Origin of the sequence: Variovorax sp. YR216, assembly GCF_900107745.1 — a bacterium.
In the GTDB taxonomy this organism is placed as follows: domain Bacteria; phylum Pseudomonadota; class Gammaproteobacteria; order Burkholderiales; family Burkholderiaceae_C; genus Variovorax.
The window spans coordinates 327,681-345,704 of the sequence record NZ_FNRO01000002.1; the positions used below are offsets into that span (position 1 = coordinate 327,681).

Sequence of the window (18,024 nt, forward strand, 5' to 3'; positions counted from 1 at the left end):
GAAAGACACGCGCCCTGAAGAGGCGCCACGACGATGACTTCCTTGTCCAACCTGAAGATCGGCTCGCGACTGGGCCTTGGCTTCACCCTCATCCTCCTGTTCATGGCGGCCACCGCCGCCCTGGGCGTGAACTCGCTGTCGAGCCAGAACGACCGGCTCGACCGCATCGTCAACGACAACAACGTGAAGATCGCCGCGGTGAACTCGATGCTCACCACGATCCGCGACATCGCCACCTACGGCACCGAGCTTGTCTTGATCAACGACGAGGCGGGCATCGCCGCCCAGATGAAGAAGATCGCCGGCGCGCGCGAGCGCTTCGCCGAGGCGAACAAGGCCCTGCGCAAGCGGGTCACGTCCGAAGAAGGCAAGAAGAACCTCGTCAAGGTCGACGAGGCGCTGGCTGTCGCTGCGCCGCTCAGCGAGCAGCTCATCGAGCTGGCGCGACAGAACAAGAATGACGAAGCGACGCAGCTTCTCATGACGAAGTTCGCTCCGGCGGTGCGCGCAACGCTCGCCGCGCTGGACGATCTGAATGCCCATCAGGTCAGGCGCGCCGACGGCATCAGCGCCGAGGCGCTCGCCGACTACGAGCGCGCGCGCAGCCTCATGATCGGGCTCGGCGTGCTCGCCGTGCTGCTCGGTGCGGGCGTCGCATGGCTCATCACCCGCTCGATCACACAACCGATCCGCGAAGCGGTGAAAGTGGCAGAGACCGTGGCTGCCGGTGACATCACCTCGCGCATCGAGGTGCACTCGAAGGACGAAACCGGGCAGCTCATGCACGCGCTGCGCGAGATGAACGACAGCCTCGTGAAGATCGTCGGCGAAGTGCGCACGGGCACGGACACGATCGCGACGGCGTCGAGCCAGATCGCCTCGGGCAACCAGGACCTGTCGTCGCGCACCGAGGAGCAGGCCAGCTCGCTCGAAGAGACGGCTGCCTCGATGGAGGAACTCACCAGTACCGTCAAGCAGAACGCGGACAACGCGCGTCAGGCCAACCAGCTTGCGGTGTCGGCTTCGGAAGTGGCCGTTCGTGGCGGCAGCGCCGTCTCGCAAGTGGTGGACACGATGGGCTCGATCAACGCTTCGTCGCGCAAGATCGTGGACATCATCGGCGTCATCGACGGCATCGCCTTCCAGACCAACATCCTGGCGCTGAATGCGGCCGTCGAAGCCGCACGTGCAGGTGAGCAGGGCCGCGGCTTCGCGGTGGTCGCCTCCGAAGTGCGCAACCTCGCGCAACGCTCTGCCGCCGCTGCCAAGGAAATCAAGACCCTGATCGACGATTCCGTCGAGAAGGTCGAAGAGGGCACCAGGCAGGTGGCCGAAGCGGGCCGCACGATGGACGAGATCGTCGACAGCGTGAAGCGGGTGACGGACATCATGGGCGAGATCACCGCCGCGAGCCAGGAGCAGACCTCGGGCATCGAGCAGATCAACCAGGCGATCACGCAGATGGACCAGGTCACGCAGCAGAACGCCGCGCTGGTCGAGGAGGCCGCCGCCGCTGCGGGCTCGCTGCGCGAGCAGGCGGGCAACCTGTCGCAGGTCGTCAGCGTCTTCAAGCTCGAAGCCTGAGTTGGACCCAGGGAGTGAATTCTTGTCGTTGAAAAGCGCCCCCGATCGAAGCGGCGAGGGACGGCCGAGCGGCTTCGTTTCGCTTGCCCGCACGCTGAGCATGCGCGCGATGCTGGCGATCGTCGCCGTGATGGTGCTTGTTCTGGGCATCTTCTACGCGGTCGCCGCCGCGCAGCAACAGCGCAGTGCGGCGCAGTACGCCAATGCGAAGGCGGAGGCCGTCGCTCGCTCGCTGGATGTCTTCGACCAGACCATGTACCTCAACGCGGAGAACGTCTTCGGCGTGTTCCGCCGGCAGTTCGCACCCACCTTCGCGGTCAACGACAAAGGCGAACTGACCAGCAACGGACTGCCGATCCGCAGCACCGTCGAGGTCGACGGTTTCGCGCGCGATTTTCCGGGCGCCAACGCCACCGTATTCGTTGCGCAGGACGAGGACTTCCGCCGCGTCACCACCTCGGTGAAGAAGGAAAACGGCGAGCGCGCGGTCGGAACCCTGCTCGATCGCAAGAGCGCCGCCTACGCGCAACTGCGGCAGGGCAAGCGCTTCGTCGGCCGGGTCACGCTGTTCGGCCGCCCTTACATGACCGTCTACGACCCGGTGCAGGACGAGGCCGGGCGCGTTGTCGCGGTGCTCTACGTCGGGCTGGACATCTCGCGCCAGCAGGCGTCGCTCGGCGAAGCGGTGAATGGCACGCGGGTCTTCGACACCGGCGGGCTCTACATCGTCGACCCCAAGGGGACAGCCGACGGCGCGGTCCTCGTGTTTCATCCGACGGAGGCGGGCAAGCCGCTCGCCGAGGTGTTGCGCGACAAGGCGCCGGACTGGATCGACCGCTTGAAGGGCGATGACGCGTTCTGGATCGACGATGCCCCCGCCGTGCTCGTGGCCGGCACCAAGGGGTCGCGGCATGCATCGGTGGCTCGCAGCCGGACGACCGGATGGCTGGTGGTGGCCGAAGTGCCTCAGTCGGAAGTCCTGGCCGGCCTCCTGCGCCAGTTGACGTGGCTCGGGAGCTTCATTGCCGCCGCGGCCGTGCTGCTGTGCTTCGGACTCGTGCTGTTCATCCGCCGTACGGTGCGCCCGCTGAGCGATCTCGGCGAGCACGTCCGTGCGATCGGCCAGGGTGACCTGTCGACGCCGCTGAACTCGGCCCGCCGTGACGAGATCGGCGTGATCACCCGCGCAGTCGACGCCATGCGGCTGGGTCTGGCCAATGTGGTCGGCGAAGTGCGCAACGGAACGGACACGATCGCGACGGCGTCGAGCCAGATCGCATCGGGCAACCAGGACCTGTCGTCGCGCACCGAGGAGCAGGCGAGCTCGCTGGAAGAGACGGCAGCCTCGATGGAAGAGCTCACCAGCACGGTGAAGCAGAACGCGGACAACGCGCGTCAGGCGAACCAGCTCGCGGTGTCGGCTTCGGAAGTGGCCGTGCGTGGCGGCAGTGTCGTCTCGCAAGTGGTCGACACCATTGGTTCGATCAATGCCTCGTCGCGCAAGATCGTGGACATCATCGGTGTCATCGACGGCATCGCCTTCCAGACCAACATCCTGGCGCTGAATGCGGCCGTCGAAGCCGCCCGCGCCGGCGAGCAGGGCCGCGGCTTTGCGGTGGTCGCCTCCGAAGTGCGCAACCTCGCGCAACGCTCTGCCGCTGCTGCCAAGGAAATCAAGACCCTCATCGACGACTCGGTGGGCAAGGTCGAGGCAGGCAGCAAGCAAGTCGCTGAAGCCGGCCGCACGATGGAAGAGATCGTCGAGAGCGTGAAGCGGGTGACCGACATCATGGGCGAGATCACCGCCGCGAGCCAGGAGCAGACCTCGGGCATCGAACAGGTCAGTCAGGCGATCACGCAGATGGACCAGGTGACGCAACAGAACGCCGCGCTGGTCGAAGAGGCGTCCGCCGCCGCACAGGCGCTGCAGGAGCAGGCCGGAAGCCTGTCGCTGGTCGTGGGCGTCTTCAGGTTGGCGCACGAAGCGTAACGGTGTCTTCAGTTTTGTCCGCACCTGCCGATAAGAAAACGATTGCGCCGGCGGCCGACCGCCGGTTTCCAAGTTCGAATCATTGAAGGAAAGTGCGATGAGATTGAAGGATCTGAAGATCGGTACGCGCCTGGCCATCGGCTTCGGCGCCATGCTGGTCCTGATGGCGCTGATTGCCGGCACTGGGATGCATCGTCTGTCCAACGTGGGCAACGCGACCGAGGAGATGGTCGCCGGCCCGCTGGCCAAGGAGCGCATGGTGGCCGAGTGGGCCAAGAACCTTGCCGCCAGCATCGTGCGGACCTTCGCGATCGTGAAGGCAACCGACCCTGCCACCGAGGCCTACTTCAAGAAGGAACTCGCCGCGGGCCAGGCCATCATCAATCCGCTCCAGAAGAAGATCGAGGAGACGATGGTCACGCCGGAAGAGAAGAAGCTCTACGGCGAAGTGGCCGAGGCGCGCCGCAGCGTGCTCGAGATGCTGGGCGTGATGAACAAGCTCAAGGCCGACGGCGACCTCGAGGGCGCGACCAAGCTGGTCGACGGTCCGTTCGCCGCGGGTCTTTCGAAGTACGAGAAGGCGGTGGGTGCGCTGGCCGACTACGAGCGCGCGCTGATCGACGGTGTGGCCGCCGGCATCGAGGCTGATCATCTGCAGGGCCGCAATGCGCTGATCGCGCTGTCGCTCGTGGCGTTTGCGCTGGGCGCTTTCCTGGCGTGGCGCCTGACGGCGGGCATCGTCCGCCCGCTCGGCGAGGCGGTTTCGGTGGCCGAGACCGTGGCCGCCGGCAACCTGGGCAGCCGCATCGAAGTGCAGAGCCGTGACGAGACGGGCCAGCTGATGCATGCGCTCAAGGAGATGAACCAGAGCCTCGCGCGCGTCGTCGGCGAGGTGCGCAATGGCACGGACACGATCGCGACGGCGTCGAGCCAGATCGCTTCGGGCAACCAGGACCTTTCTTCGCGCACCGAAGAGCAGGCCAGTTCGCTGGAAGAGACCGCAGCGTCGATGGAAGAACTCACCAGCACCGTCAAGCAGAACGCCGACAACGCGCGTCAGGCGAACCAGCTGGCAGTGTCGGCCTCGGAAGTGGCCGTGCGCGGCGGCAGTGTCGTCTCGCAAGTGGTCGACACGATGGGCTCGATCAATGCCTCGTCGCGCAAGATCGTGGACATCATCGGTGTCATCGACGGCATCGCCTTCCAGACCAACATCCTGGCGCTGAATGCGGCCGTCGAAGCCGCACGTGCAGGAGAACAAGGCCGCGGCTTCGCAGTGGTCGCCTCCGAAGTGCGCAACCTCGCGCAGCGTTCGGCCGCCGCAGCGAAGGAAATCAAGACCCTCATCGGGGATTCCGTCGAGAAGGTCGAGGAAGGCAGCAAGCAGGTGGCCGAAGCCGGCCGCACGATGGATGAGATCGTCGAAAGCGTGAAGCGCGTGACGGACATCATGGGCGAGATCACCGCCGCCAGCCAGGAGCAGACCTCGGGCATCGAGCAGATCAACCAGGCGATCACGCAGATGGACCAGGTCACGCAGCAGAACGCCGCGCTGGTCGAGGAAGCGGCAGCAGCCGCCGCATCGCTGCAGGAACAAGCCGGCAGCCTCACGGGCGCGGTGAGCGTGTTCCGACTGGAAGGCCGCTGAACCGACATGCGCGTCAATCTCCCGATCACCGATATCGAGTACCCGCTGCCGCAGGGCGCGGCGCTGGTCTCGCGCACCGACCTCAAGGGACGGATCACCTACGTCAATCCGATCTTCGTCGAGGTCAGTGGCTACACCGTCGAAGAGCTCATGGGCAAGGCCCACAACATCGTGCGCCATCCGGACATGCCGGCCGAAGCCTTCGCCGACATGTGGGACACGCTCGGCCGCGGCCTGCCGTGGACGGGGCTGGTCAAGAACCGCCGCAAGAACGGCGACTTCTACTGGGTGCAAGCCAACGTCACCCCGGTCCGCCGCAACGGCGCGGCGGTGGGCTACATGTCCGTGCGCAGCCGGCCCGAGCGTGCCGATGTCATGGGCGCCGAACAGGTCTATCGCCGGATCCTGGAAGGCAAGGCCGGCGGCCTGAGGATCGTGCAGGGCGAGGTCGTCTCGCCCGCCTGGTCCGATCCGATCGGCTGGCTGCGTCGCGTCCCGGTCCGCCGCCGGGTCTTCTCGGTGACGAGCGCCGCGGCGCTTCTCACGCTCGGCTTCGGCGGCGCGGCATGGACGGAGGCCTCGGCGCTTGTGGCGAAGTCGGGCGCGCAGAGCTGGCTGCCCCATCTCGTCGCTGCGGCCACCGTCGGTGCGACGCTCGCGTGGGCCGGGCTGGGCCACTTCCTCGGCCGCAGTGTCTTCCGATCGCTCGATCAGGCGTTGGACGTGGCCCGGGCCATCGCCGGCGGCGCGCTCGCGACGTTCGAGATCCATCCGGAGGACGAGACCAAGGATCTCCTGCGTGCGCTCAACCAGATGAGCGCCAACCTCCGCGCGATCGTCGCGGACGTCGATGTCAACGTTTCGGGTGTGATGAGCACCTCCGGCCAGATCGCCACGGGCAACCAGGACTTGTCCGCGCGCACCGAGCAGCAGGCGAGCTCGCTCGAAGAGACGGCCGCGTCGATGGAGCAGCTCACCAGCACGGTCAAGCAGAACGCCGACAACGCGCGTCAGGCCAACCAATTGGCGGTGATGGCGTCGGACGTGGCGGTCAAGGGCGGCAGCGTGGTGTCGCAGGTGGTGGACACGATGGCCGCCATCGACGCCTCGTCGCGAAAGATCGCCGACATCATCGGCGTGATCGACGGCATCGCCTTCCAGACCAACATCCTCGCGCTGAACGCTGCCGTGGAAGCGGCGCGCGCGGGCGAGCAGGGCAAGGGCTTCGCGGTGGTCGCCGCCGAGGTGCGCGGACTGGCGCAGCGGTCGGCCACGGCGGCCAAGGAGATCAAGGGCCTGATCGACGACTCGGTCGGCAAGGTCGGCGCGGGCACCGCGCTCGTCGGCGAGGCCGGCAAGACCATGGAAGAGATCGTCGGCAGCGTGAAGCGCGTGACCGACATCATGGGCGAGATCACCACCGCGAGCCTGGAACAGACCGCGGGCATCGAACAGATCAACCAGGCCATCACGCAGATGGACCAGGTCACCCAGCAGAACGCGGCACTTGTCGAACAGGCGTCGGCCGCCGCCCAGGCACTGCAGGAGCAGGCCGGCGGCCTCGTCGACGCGGTCAGCGTGTTCAAGCTGGAGCGCAATTAATTCTCAAGTGGAGTCAAGGAAATGCAGATGAAGACAACCGATACATCGAAGGCAGACAAGCCGCTGGAATTCCTGTCGTTCACCCTCGGCCACGAGGAATACGGCATCGACATCCAGAAGGTGCAGGAGCTGCGTGGCTACGACGCGGTGACGCGGATCGCGAACGCGCCGGAGTTCATCAAGGGAGTGGTGAACCTGCGCGGGATCATCGTGCCGATCATCGACATGCGCATCCGCTTCGGCATTGGAGCGCCGAGCTACGACCAGTTCACGGTGGTGATCGTGCTGAACATCGGCGGGCGCGTGGTGGGGATGGTGGTGGACAGCGTGTCGGACGTGATCACGTTGACTGCGGAGCAGATCAAGCCCGCGCCGGAGATGGGTTCGGCGCTGGACACGGACTACCTGATCGGGCTGGGCACGCTGGAAGAGCGGATGCTGATCCTCGTGGACATCGACCGCCTGATGTCCAGCGAAGAGATGGGCCTCGTCGAAGCGGCTGCGGCCTGAGCCTGACGGCACCCACTTTCAACGCCCGATCATGAAACTCCTGTCCAACGTACGCATCGGCACGCGCCTGGCCATCGGCTTCGGCGTCGTGCTGGCACTCACGATCCTCTCGAGCGCCTTCTCCCTGGTCACGGCCAGGAGCAATGCCGAGGCCACGCGGCACATGATGGAAAGCCCCCTGGCCAAGGAGCGGCTCATCTCCGACTGGTACGTGCTGACCTACTCGGCCATCGCACGGACCTCGATGATCGCCAAGACCACCGACGAGACCTTGCCGGTCACCTTTGCCGACGTGATCTCCGACAGCGTGAAGAAGGGCAGCGAGACCATGGCGAAGGTCGAGGCGCTCCTGGTCGTGGACGAAGAGAAGGCGATGTTCAAGTCCATCGTCGACCTGCGCGCCAAGTACCAGGCGGCCAAGGACGCAGTGAGCAAGGCCAAGGCGTCCGGCAGCGTGGCGGAAACCGAGCGCGCCTTCAAGGAGCAGTTCCAGCCCGCTGCCAAGGCGTACGAGATGCGCGTGCTGGACCTGCTCTCGATGGAGCGCAAGGCCATCAACGACATGAGCCAGGCGATCGACGAGGCGAACGCTCGCGCGCTCCAGATGCGCATGGTGCTCTTCGTGCTGACGATGGTGCTCGGCATCGGCTTTGCCGTGCTGATCTCGCGCAGCATCGTCAAGCCGCTGGGCGAGGCGGTGAAGGTGGCCGAGACCGTGGCGGCCGGCGACCTGAGCTCGCGCATCGCGGTGGAGTCCAGGGACGAGACCGGACAGTTGATGCGTGCGCTCAAGGAGATGAACGACAGCCTCTCGAAGGTGGTGGGTGAGGTGCGCACGGGCACGGACACGATCGCGACGGCGTCGAGCCAGATCGCCTCGGGCAACCAGGACCTTTCTTCGCGCACCGAGGAGCAGGCGAGCTCGCTGGAAGAGACGGCAGCCTCGATGGAGGAGCTCACCAGCACGGTGAAGCAGAACGCCGACAACGCGCGTCAGGCCAACCAGCTTGCAGTGTCGGCCTCGGAAGTGGCCGTGCGCGGCGGCAGTGTCGTCTCGCAAGTGGTCGACACGATGGGCTCGATCAATGCCTCGTCGCGCAAGATCGTGGACATCATCGGTGTCATCGACGGCATCGCCTTCCAGACCAACATCCTGGCGCTGAATGCGGCCGTCGAAGCCGCCCGCGCCGGCGAGCAGGGCCGCGGCTTCGCAGTGGTCGCCTCCGAAGTGCGCAACCTCGCGCAGCGTTCGGCCGCCGCAGCGAAAGAAATCAAGACCCTCATCGACGACTCGGTGGGCAAGGTCGAGGAAGGCAGCAAGCAGGTGGCGGAAGCCGGCCGCACGATGGATGAGATCGTCGAAAGCGTGAAGCGGGTGACCGACATCATGGGCGAGATCACCGCCGCCAGCCAGGAGCAGACCTCGGGCATCGAGCAGATCAACCAGGCGATCACGCAGATGGACCAGGTCACGCAGCAGAACGCCGCGCTGGTCGAAGAGGCCGCTGCCGCCGCAGGCTCGCTGCAGGACCAGGCCACGAGCCTCGTTCAAGCCGTCAGCGTGTTCCGTCTGGACGCGCATACGCAAGTCAAGGCTGCGCCCGCGGTCAAGCGTGCGCCGGTCGCCGCACCGAAGGGCCGCGCCAAGGCGGCGCCTGCTGCGCGCGCCAAGGAAGTGAAGACGGAACCCCGACTCGCCGCGTCCGGCAGCGCCTCGGGGGACTGGACCGAGTTCTGAACCAGAAAGAAATTGATCATGAAAACCTTTGCCAATCTCAGGATCTCAGCCAAGCTGCTCGTATCCTTCATCGCGGTGCTTGCATTGACCGTCGTCGTCGGTGTGATCTCTATCGTGCAGCTCTCGAAGGTCAACGAAATGTCGACCGAGATCACGAGAAACTGGATGCCGTCCACGCGCACCCTGCTCGAGTCCAAGAGCCTCATGGCGCGCTACCGCACGGCCGAGCTGCAGCACATCCTCTCGGACACGCTGACGGAAATGTCCGACTACGAAAAGTCGATGGGCGCCACCTGGAACGACCTGCAGAAGAACGTCGCCGAGTACGAGAAGCTCGTCTCCGAACCCGAAGAGCGCGAGATCTTCCCCGTGTACAAGAAGACGCTTGCGCTCTACGCGGCGGAACATGAGAAGGTCGTGGGACTCTCGCGCGCACAGAAGAAAGATGGCGCGACTGCGGTGATCCGCGGCGAGTCGCTGCGACTGAACCGCGAGCTCAACGAGATGATCGACAAGCTCGCCGCGGTGAACCTGGCCGGTGCGAGCAAGGCCGACCAGACGGCCGACGCGGTTTATGCCAGTGCGCGCGTGTGGGTCGTCGGCCTGCTGATCGGCAGCATCGTGGTGGGGCTCGTGCTCGCGCTCACCATCGCCCGCGCCGTCGCCAAGCCCCTCACGGATGCGGTGAAGGTGGCCCAGTCGGTCGCCGCTGGCGATCTCACCAGCCGCATCGATGCGCAGACCACGGATGAAACCGGCATGCTGCTCGCGGCGCTCAAGGAGATGAACGGCAGCCTCGTGAAGATCGTGAGCGAAGTGCGCACGGGCACGGACACGATCGCGACTGCGTCGGGCCAGATCGCATCGGGCAACCAGGACCTGTCGTCGCGCACCGAAGAGCAGGCCAGTTCGCTGGAAGAAACCGCAGCGTCGATGGAAGAGCTCACCAGCACGGTGAAGCAGAACGCGGACAACGCACGTCAGGCGAACCAGCTCGCGGTGTCGGCTTCGGAAGTCGCCGTGCGCGGCGGCAGCGTGGTGAATCAGGTCGTGGACACCATGGGCTCGATCAATGCCTCGTCGCGCAAGATCGTGGACATCATCGGTGTCATCGACGGCATCGCCTTCCAGACCAACATCCTGGCGCTGAATGCGGCCGTCGAAGCCGCACGCGCCGGCGAGCAGGGCCGCGGCTTCGCAGTGGTTGCTTCCGAAGTGCGCAACCTCGCGCAACGCTCTGCCGCTGCTGCCAAGGAAATCAAGACCCTCATCGACGACTCGGTGGGCAAGGTCGAGGAAGGCAGCAAGCAGGTGGCCGAAGCCGGCCGCACGATGGAAGAGATCGTCGAGAGCGTGAAGCGGGTGACCGACATCATGGGCGAGATCACCGCGGCGAGCCAGGAACAGACCTCGGGCATCGAGCAGATCAACCAGGCCATCACGCAGATGGACCAGGTCACGCAGCAGAACGCCGCACTGGTCGAGGAAGCCGCTGCCGCCGCGGGTTCGCTGCAGGAGCAGGCCACGAGCCTCGTGAAGTCCGTCAGCATCTTCCGCCTCGGCAGCGACAACGAGGCTGCCCGCGCGATTGCGCAGGCACGTGCGAAGAGTGCGCCGGCCGCATCGCCGCGCGCCGCCAAGTCCGCACCGGCTGCAAAGCCGGCGCCCGCAGCGCAGCCGCAGGCCGTCGCGCGCACCGAACCCTCGGGCGACTGGACGGAATTCTGATCCGCCTGATCCCCGCACCGGCGCCGCAGGTCTTCAACATCCACCCGAGGGTGCCGATATAGACGGGGAAGGCATCGCAGCGATGCCACCCCCCGCCGAACTCCTCACCACACAGGTCAAAAGAACATGTCAGGAAGCTTGTTTTACACGGGTCTGAGCGGCCTCAGCGTGGCCCGCACCGCGTTGATGACCACGGCCCACAACACTGCCAACGTCTACACCGCGGGCTACAGCCGCCAGGTCGCCCAGGTCTCGACCAACGCCGCGCTGGCCACCGGCTCCGGCTACATCGGCAGCGGCGCGCGCGTCACCACCGTCACGCGCAGCTACGACGCCTACCTCACTGCCCAGCTTGCGGGCGCGCAATCCGATTCGGCCGCGCTCAGCGCCTACAGCACGCAGATCAATCGCATCGACTCGCTGCTCGCGGACAAGACCGCCGGCCTCAGCCCGCTGATGCAGAGCTTCTTCACCGCGGTGCAAGGCGTCGCGAACACGCCGGCCGACTCGGCCGCGCGGCAGCAGCTCATCAGCTCGGCGCAGTCGCTGGCGAACAAGTTCCGCTCGACGGACCAGTATCTGTCGGACACGAACACGTCGATCAACGACCAGATCGTCGGCAGCGTCGACCAGATCAACACCTATTCCAGCAAGATCGCGAGCCTCAACCAGCAGATCGGCATGATGGCCGCCGTCGCGGGCGGCCAGCCGCCGAACGACCTGCTCGACCAGCGCGACCAGCTCGTCAGCGAACTGGGCCAGATCGTCGACGTGAAGGTGCTGGAGCAGGACAACGGCAAGTACAACGTCTTCATCGGCACCGGCCAATCGCTGGTCGTCGGCGACCAGGCTGCGACGATGAAGGCGGTGAACTCGGCCGCCGACCCCACGCGCAAGGCCCTCGCGCTCGTAGGCATTGCAGGCAACGTGCAGGAACTGAGCGACAAGTCCATCACCGGCGGCTCGCTCGGCGGCATCCTGAGCTTCCGCAACGAATCGCTCATTCCCACCCAGAACGCGATCGGCCGCCTGTCGATGGCGCTCGCGAGTGCAGTCAACGACCAGCAGAACCTCGGTGTCGATCTCAACGGCGTGCTCGGCCAGGACTTCTTCACCACCGCCGCACCCGGGGTGTTCTCGAATGCCAAGAACAATGGCAACCTCGTGGTCACCGGCACCATCGCGGACGCCGGCCAGCTCACCACCAGCGACTACACGGTGCAGGTCAAGGACGTGTCAGGCACGCTGAACTACATCGTGACGCGCAGCTCCGACAACCAGGCCGTCGGCACCTACACCAGCTTCCCGATCAACTTCGACGGCGTGAGCCTCAGCGCCGCCAGCGGTACCGCGCAGGACGGTGACAGCTTCCTGGTGCAGCCGACCCGCTACGGCGCGCGCGACATGGACGTGGTCATCAAGGACCCGGCCAAGGTCGCCGCCGCCTCGCCGATCATCACGGGCACCACGGCCGGCAACCAGGGCTCGGGCGCGATCACTGCCGCGACCGTCGACAGCAACTACCTTGCATCGCCGCTGGCCGCCAACGTCACGCTGAGCTACGACGCCACGACGAACGAACTCTCGGGCTTCCCCGCGACCTCGGCCGTCACCGTCACGCTGTCCAACGGCACCTCCACCACCTACGCGGCCGGCACCCCGGTGCCCTACACCGCGGGCGCGAGCATCAGCTTCGACGGCATCGCCTTCACGATGAGCGGAGCCCCGTCGCAAGGCGACACCTTCACCGTCAACAAGAACTCTGCGGGCGTGTCGGACGGCAGCAATGCCCTGTTGATGGGCGCACTGCAGCGCCAGGCGCTGGTCGGCAATGGCACCACCACCTTCAACGGCGCGTACTCGCAGCTCGTGAGCGAGGTCGGCAACAAGTCGATGGAGATCAGCACCGCCAGCACCACGCAGGACAGCGTGACCAGCCAGATCAAGGCGGCGCAGCAATCCATCTCCGGCGTCAACCAGGACGAGGAAACCGCCAACCTGCTGATGTACCAGCAGATGTACCAGGCCAATGCCAAGGTGATCCAGACCGCATCGACGATCTTCGACGCGATCCTCGCCATCAGCGCCTGATCGATATCGACCCACAGATTCAAGGAGCCGTGATGCGCATCAGCACCAGTTCTTTCTACGAGCAGAACGTCAAAGCCATGGGTCTGCAGCAGCAGAACCTCTTCCGTGTCCAGCAGCAACTGTCGGCGGGGACCAAGTTCCTCACCGCCGGTGACGATCCGGTGGGCGCCGCCCGCGCCCTGGGCGTCGGCGAATCGCTGGCTGAATCGGCGCAGTACGCGACCAGCCGCGACCGCGCGAACCTTTCCCTGTCGCGCGAGGAAACCGCGCTCGACAGCGTGACCAGCATCCTGCAGAACATCAAGATGCTCACCGTGCAGGCCGGCAACGGCACGCTGTCGGACGCCGATCGCGGCGCGCTCGCGACCACCATCCAGAGCAACCTCGACCAGCTCGTCGGCCTGGCCAACTCCGACGACGGCAACGGCCAGTTCCTCTTCGCCGGCTACAAGAGCGCCAGTGCGCCCTTCGTGCAACAGGCCGGGGGCGGCGTGCAGTACATCGGCGACCAGGGCCAGCGTCTGATGCAGGTGGACGTGGCGCGCCAGATGTCGACCGGCGACGACGGTCGCACCGTCTTCCAGTCGGTGCAGGGCGGGGCGGGCTACGTCACCTCCGAGGCGGCGGCCAATACCGGCAGCGGCGTGTTCAGCAGCGTCGGCATCAAGGATGCGACCGACCCCAATTACGGCAAGGACTTCCAGATCAGCTTCCTCGGCGGCAACTACACCGTCACCACCAACGACACGCCGCCCGTCGTCGCTGCCGCAGGCGCCTACACCGAAGGCTCGGCGATCAGCTTCGGCGGCCTGCAGATCAGCATCACCGGCACGCCGGCCGATGGCGACAGCTTCAACGTCACCACGGCCAAGAATGCCGGCACCGACATCTTCGCGTCGATCAGCGCGCTGGTCACCGCGCTCAAGACTCCGCTGACCGGCGGTGGCGCCGCGGCGCAGGCGAGCCTGCAGAACGCGCTGAGCACCGCCAACGTCAAGGTCACGAATGCGCACGACAACGTGCTGACCATCCTTTCGTCGGTGGGTTCACGCATGTCCGAGCTCGATTCGCTCAACTCCAGCGGCGCATCGCGCGACCTGCTCGACAAGAGCTACCTGTCGGACATCCAGGACCTGGACCCGACGGCTGCCATCTCCGAGTTCTACCAGCGGCAGACCTCGCTGCAGGCCACGCAGATGACTTTCGCGAAGCTGAACTCGATCGCGCTGTTCAACTATCTCTGACGACTACTGCGGGCTGCTTGCTGCGGAGACTGCGATGTCGCCGCAGAAGAGGTCCAGATTGCCGTCGGCTGGTGCGCTCCTGATGAGGAGCGCATGCGGCGTTGCTTCCAGCACGGCCAGACGGACCATGGCGGTGTTCTGGATGGTGTAGGGCGGTCCGATCTGGTCTGCGGAACCCTTCGAACGGGCCAACACGGTCTCGTTGAGCGAATGAGCGGGACGGCTTGACAGGGCGCCGCAGGCACCCTCGTAGATGTAGGTGTAGAGATGGACGGGCCGGCTGACGAAGGGCGGAACGCCGGCTGCCGTGACCGACACGGCGGTTTGCTCTCCGCGTGCGACAAGATGGGCCCAGGCGTTCTTGCCTGCGTTGATGCGGCTCCCCGCAAGAGGGATATTCACCACGATGCCCGCCCGGGTGTCCGCGGTCTGCGTCGTCGGGACTGCGGCGCATCCCGCAAGCCCGATGGTGAACGCAGCGGCAATCGATGCAAGCGATCGCATGAGACCTCCACAGGCGCCAATACTGAACCTCCGATGAAAAAAGTCCAGGCGGGATTCTGCAAGGCTCGAAGAACCGGCACGCGCCACCGACAAACCCCCCATTAGGCGACCGGCCCTGGCTCCATGCGTCCCCTTTCTTGAGGGCAACGATTCGCCACCGCGACCCTACGATTGCGCGCAGGGCTCTCGCAATTGCGAGCATCCGCAAGGAAGACAGGAGGTCGAGAATGGCCGCCGATCTGATGAAGCTCCTGCCCTGGTTGCAGGATCCGCGATGAACCGGTCTCGGATCAGCTCGCGCTCGCTGGGCTGCAGAGTCGCTGAAGCCTTGGCCGTGCTGTTTGCGGTCCTGCTTTCCGCATTCACCTGCGAGGCGGCGGCCGAGGATCTGAGAATCCTGATCGTCCGGCACGGCGAGAAGCCGCAGACAGGCGACAACCTGTCCTGCCAGGGCGAAAACCGCGCGCTGGCCCTGCCCGCGGTGCTCATGAAGAAGTTCGGACGGCCCGGGCTGGCCTACGTCCCGAAGCTCGAGACGAAGGCGTCCACCAGGCATGCCCGCATGTTCCAGACGGTCACGCCCTTCGCGATACAGCAGGACCTGACGGTCAACAGCAAGTACGCCGAGGAGGACGTCACCGGCGCCGCCCAGGACGTGCTCCAGCAAACCGGACTCGTGCTCATGGTTTGGGAGCACACGCAAATCCCGCCGCTGGCCAAGGCCCTGGGGGTGAAGAACCCGCCGTCCTGGCGGAAGGACGATTTCGATTCCATCTGGGTGGTGACGCCATCCGGTGGCGTGGCCACGCTCACGACGACGGCCGAGGGTCTCAAGCCCTCGCCGAAGTGCAGCTTCTGAAGCCGTTGTCTTGAGCCCGGCCCCGAGGACGAGGCTGGCCGCACACCAGGTCACAAGAAGGAGGGGAAGCATGTGGATGACAGGACATGGCCTCCATCGGCTGGCGGCGCTCGCATCCCACTCGGTCTTCGCGTTGCTGCTGCTCGCGGCCCAGGCGACCTACTGCGACGACGGCACGGCCTCTGCGAGTGGCGCCGGCGGGACGCCGCGGCCGCTGCTGCAGGACGGCAAGCCGGTGGACTGGTGGTTCGTCTTCAAGTTCAACGCCAAGTCCTTTCCGGCGTGCGGCGCCGCCAGCCGGCCGACATGCCCCTTCGGCGGGACACCCACGACGCAAAAGTTCAGCCAGCAATTCGTCTATGCCAGCAGCGACAACTCTCTGCTCAAACAGGGGGATGGCTGTGTGGGGGATACGGACACGGATCCGGTGGGCGCGACTTTCGGGGAGCTCTATCGCGGCGGTTTCTTCTACGTCGTGTGGAACGACCAGTTCTATCAAGATCCGGATATCTCCGGCTGTGGGGACTCCTGCGGTGCGCCGTGGGGTCACTCCAAGGGCATGCTGGCGTGGAACGAAGCAGGCGAAGGCCTCGTCCTCCAGGTGACGACGCCGTCCTGGCCGGGATCGGGAAGCTCCGATTTCCCGCGTGGTCCGGGCGGGAATACCTTGGGTTGCAGCACGCAGACCAACAACGTGCTCGTCAGCCAGCACTTCTTTGCCGTGCGGTTGACCCGGCAAGACGTGTCTCAGGTGCTCGACGCGCTGGCCAATGCAAGCGTGGTCACGAACCTCCAGGATCCCCGCCTCGTTCATAGCGGCGGCCCGTCCGAGATCGTCGATCGGGTCAACCAGCTGGGCAGGAAATCGCGGGAAACGAAGGTGGTCCGGGTGCAACTGTCCTCCGGGGTGGGGCTCCTGTCGAAGCCGTCGGCACTCCACGTGCCGCCGTGGCAACTCGTCTCCGCCGAGCTTGGCCGCGTGCCGCTGCGCGTCGCCACCTGGTGGACGAACCCCGCCATCGATTCGACGCAGGCGGCCACGACCGTCGAATGCTGGGATTCGAGTCTGTCCACGCCCGGGGCCGTTCAGATCGCTACCTCCGGCAGCTGGAGCGGTGTGGCGTTCGGACTCAAGGGTGGGCCGGGCCCTGATTTCAATCATGCAAAGATCGGCGTCTCGACAGGAGGCGACCATCGCTTCGTCATCTTCGGTGACATGAATCAGCAGGGGGTGCTGTCGTCGGATAACTGCGGGCGCAGCCAGAACGGACGCGGCGGCCTGTTCTACGTCGTCGAAGACGCCATCCTTGCGGACAGCGTCTCCCGGCTGATCGACGGCAGCAGCGCGCCTGTCGACGGAGCCCATCCATGAATCCGGTCTCACGAGGGGGTTCACATGAACATGCCAACCGAGCCTGAGAGGCGCCGCACGATCATGTCGCGCAATCTCGGATGGCCGGCGGTGTTGGGCATCGCCCTGATGCCCGCGGCAAGCTGGTGGAGCATGAGCCACCGCCAGCCGCTCTGGGGGTGGTTCGCGGTCGCCGTTCTGCTCCTGGTGTTCGCCGCCGTCACGGGCCGCGCCGTGACGGGATTCTGGCGAGGGCTCCTGATCGACCAGCGCAACGTCATCAGCCTGGCCAGATTCCAGATGGCCATCTGGACGGTGATCGTGTTGTCGGCCTTCCTGACGGCGGCGATGTACAACGTCTTCACCGGCGTGGATGAACCGCTGTCCATCCAGGTGCCGAGTCACCTGTGGTGGTTGATGGGCATGAGCACGACATCCCTGATCGGCACGCCTCTGCTGCTTGGCGACAAAGCCAGGAAGGCACCTTCTCAAGCGGCCTTGGACGCGACGAAGGCGCTCCTTCAGAAGAACGGCGAGCAATACGAGGACACGCATCCCGTCGGCCAGGTTCTCGCCAACACCGCACCGGAGTCCGCGCGCTGGTCGGACATGCTCACCGGCGATGAAACCAGCAACGGCGCGCACCTGGACTTGGCAAAGCTGCAGATGTTCTTCTTCACGCTGGTGATCGCGATGACCTACGTGGCGGCTCTCTGGCGGACCTTCGTGCACGCGCAACCTGACGGGATCACTCAGTTCCCTTTGATGAACGACAGCACCATTGCGCTCCTGGGCATCAGCCATGCGGGATATCTGGCCAATAAGGCGGTGCCGCGCCAATAGCCGGCTCGTCTTGCCGGACTGCCACAGCCTGCGGGCAGCGGGCCATAAGTCGCCTGTTGAAATCAGCGCGGACATCAGAACGGTTCCCCGTGAAGCGGTCGACTGCAAAGGCGGTGGCTGGCAGGGCGGCCGAAACTGGACCTGCAAGGCTGGTCCGGATTCCGGACGCTCCATCACGCTTCAGATGTCCATGGGCCGACCCGCGCTGGAAGCTCTCCGGGCAGTGGCTGGTGGCCCGCCTGATCGGTGATGCCGCCCAGAGCCCGGTGACCTTGTCGCGCACCCAGAACACCTTCACGCTGACCCTCTGGTATCAGGTGCGGTGACGCGCG

At 65.7% G+C, this 18,024-nt stretch carries 14 protein-coding genes; 13 read left to right on the plus strand and 1 reads right to left on the minus strand.

Translation table 11 applies throughout. The features are described from left to right. The first annotated feature begins 33 nt into the window (after nt 1-33). The 9 genes from BLW05_RS06360 (at nt 34) to flgL (ending at nt 14,135) form a co-directional block, all read left to right on the plus strand. Nucleotides 34-1,584, plus strand: coding sequence for a methyl-accepting chemotaxis protein (locus BLW05_RS06360; protein WP_093161181.1), 1,551 nt, complete (start codon nt 34-36; stop codon nt 1,582-1,584). A gap of 22 nt (nt 1,585-1,606) precedes the next feature. Beyond that, the gene (locus BLW05_RS06365) at nt 1,607-3,574 is read left to right on the plus strand and encodes a methyl-accepting chemotaxis protein (RefSeq protein ID WP_256330069.1); all 1,968 of its coding nucleotides are present in this window, start codon (nt 1,607-1,609) and stop codon (nt 3,572-3,574) included. Nucleotides 3,575-3,671: 97 nt separating this feature from the next. Next, a complete protein-coding gene (locus tag BLW05_RS06370) occupies nt 3,672-5,222 on the plus strand; it encodes a methyl-accepting chemotaxis protein (protein WP_093161182.1) in 1,551 nt (516 codons plus the stop codon). Between the two features lie 6 nt (nt 5,223-5,228). After that, on the plus strand, nt 5,229-6,824 hold the full coding sequence (locus BLW05_RS06375; RefSeq protein WP_093161184.1) for a methyl-accepting chemotaxis protein: 1,596 nt from the start codon (nt 5,229-5,231) through the stop codon (nt 6,822-6,824). Nucleotides 6,825-6,845: 21 nt separating this feature from the next. Beyond that, entirely contained in the window at nt 6,846-7,334 is a 489-nt protein-coding gene (locus BLW05_RS06380) for a chemotaxis protein CheW (protein ID WP_093161185.1), read from the plus strand. A 31-nt stretch (nt 7,335-7,365) separates the two neighbouring features. Continuing rightward, nucleotides 7,366-9,072: a methyl-accepting chemotaxis protein gene (locus BLW05_RS06385; protein ID WP_093161187.1), complete on the plus strand. Its 1,707-nt coding sequence runs from the start codon at nt 7,366-7,368 to the stop codon at nt 9,070-9,072. A gap of 18 nt (nt 9,073-9,090) precedes the next feature. Further along, a complete protein-coding gene (locus BLW05_RS06390; protein ID WP_093161188.1) occupies nt 9,091-10,800 on the plus strand; it encodes a methyl-accepting chemotaxis protein in 1,710 nt (569 codons plus the stop codon). 126 nt (nt 10,801-10,926) lie between these two features. Continuing rightward, the gene (flgK, locus tag BLW05_RS06395; protein WP_093161190.1) at nt 10,927-12,891 is read left to right on the plus strand and encodes a flagellar hook-associated protein FlgK; all 1,965 of its coding nucleotides are present in this window, start codon (nt 10,927-10,929) and stop codon (nt 12,889-12,891) included. Nucleotides 12,892-12,923: 32 nt separating this feature from the next. Next, entirely contained in the window at nt 12,924-14,135 is a 1,212-nt protein-coding gene (flgL, locus tag BLW05_RS06400; protein WP_093161191.1) for a flagellar hook-associated protein FlgL, read from the plus strand. 3 nt (nt 14,136-14,138) lie between these two features. On the opposite strand, the gene BLW05_RS06405 is transcribed toward flgL, so the two are convergent. Then, complete coding sequence (locus BLW05_RS06405) at nt 14,139-14,639, minus strand: hypothetical protein (protein WP_093161193.1); 501 nt, start codon at nt 14,637-14,639, stop codon at nt 14,139-14,141. 328 nt (nt 14,640-14,967) lie between these two features. On the opposite strand from BLW05_RS06405, the gene BLW05_RS06410 reads away from it, so the two are divergent. The 4 genes from BLW05_RS06410 (at nt 14,968) to BLW05_RS35310 (ending at nt 18,018) form a co-directional block, all read left to right on the plus strand. Next, nucleotides 14,968-15,498 (plus strand): hypothetical protein, encoded by a 531-nt coding sequence (locus tag BLW05_RS06410; protein ID WP_218135150.1) that lies wholly within the window; start codon nt 14,968-14,970, stop codon nt 15,496-15,498. Between the two features lie 70 nt (nt 15,499-15,568). Next, nucleotides 15,569-16,870: a deoxyribonuclease II family protein gene (locus BLW05_RS06415; protein ID WP_093161196.1), complete on the plus strand. Its 1,302-nt coding sequence runs from the start codon at nt 15,569-15,571 to the stop codon at nt 16,868-16,870. A gap of 63 nt (nt 16,871-16,933) precedes the next feature. Next, on the plus strand, nt 16,934-17,692 hold the full coding sequence (locus tag BLW05_RS06420) for a hypothetical protein (protein WP_143044779.1): 759 nt from the start codon (nt 16,934-16,936) through the stop codon (nt 17,690-17,692). 89 nt (nt 17,693-17,781) lie between these two features. Then, complete coding sequence (locus BLW05_RS35310) at nt 17,782-18,018, plus strand: hypothetical protein (protein ID WP_143044780.1); 237 nt, start codon at nt 17,782-17,784, stop codon at nt 18,016-18,018. Nucleotides 18,019-18,024: the final 6 nt, after the last annotated feature.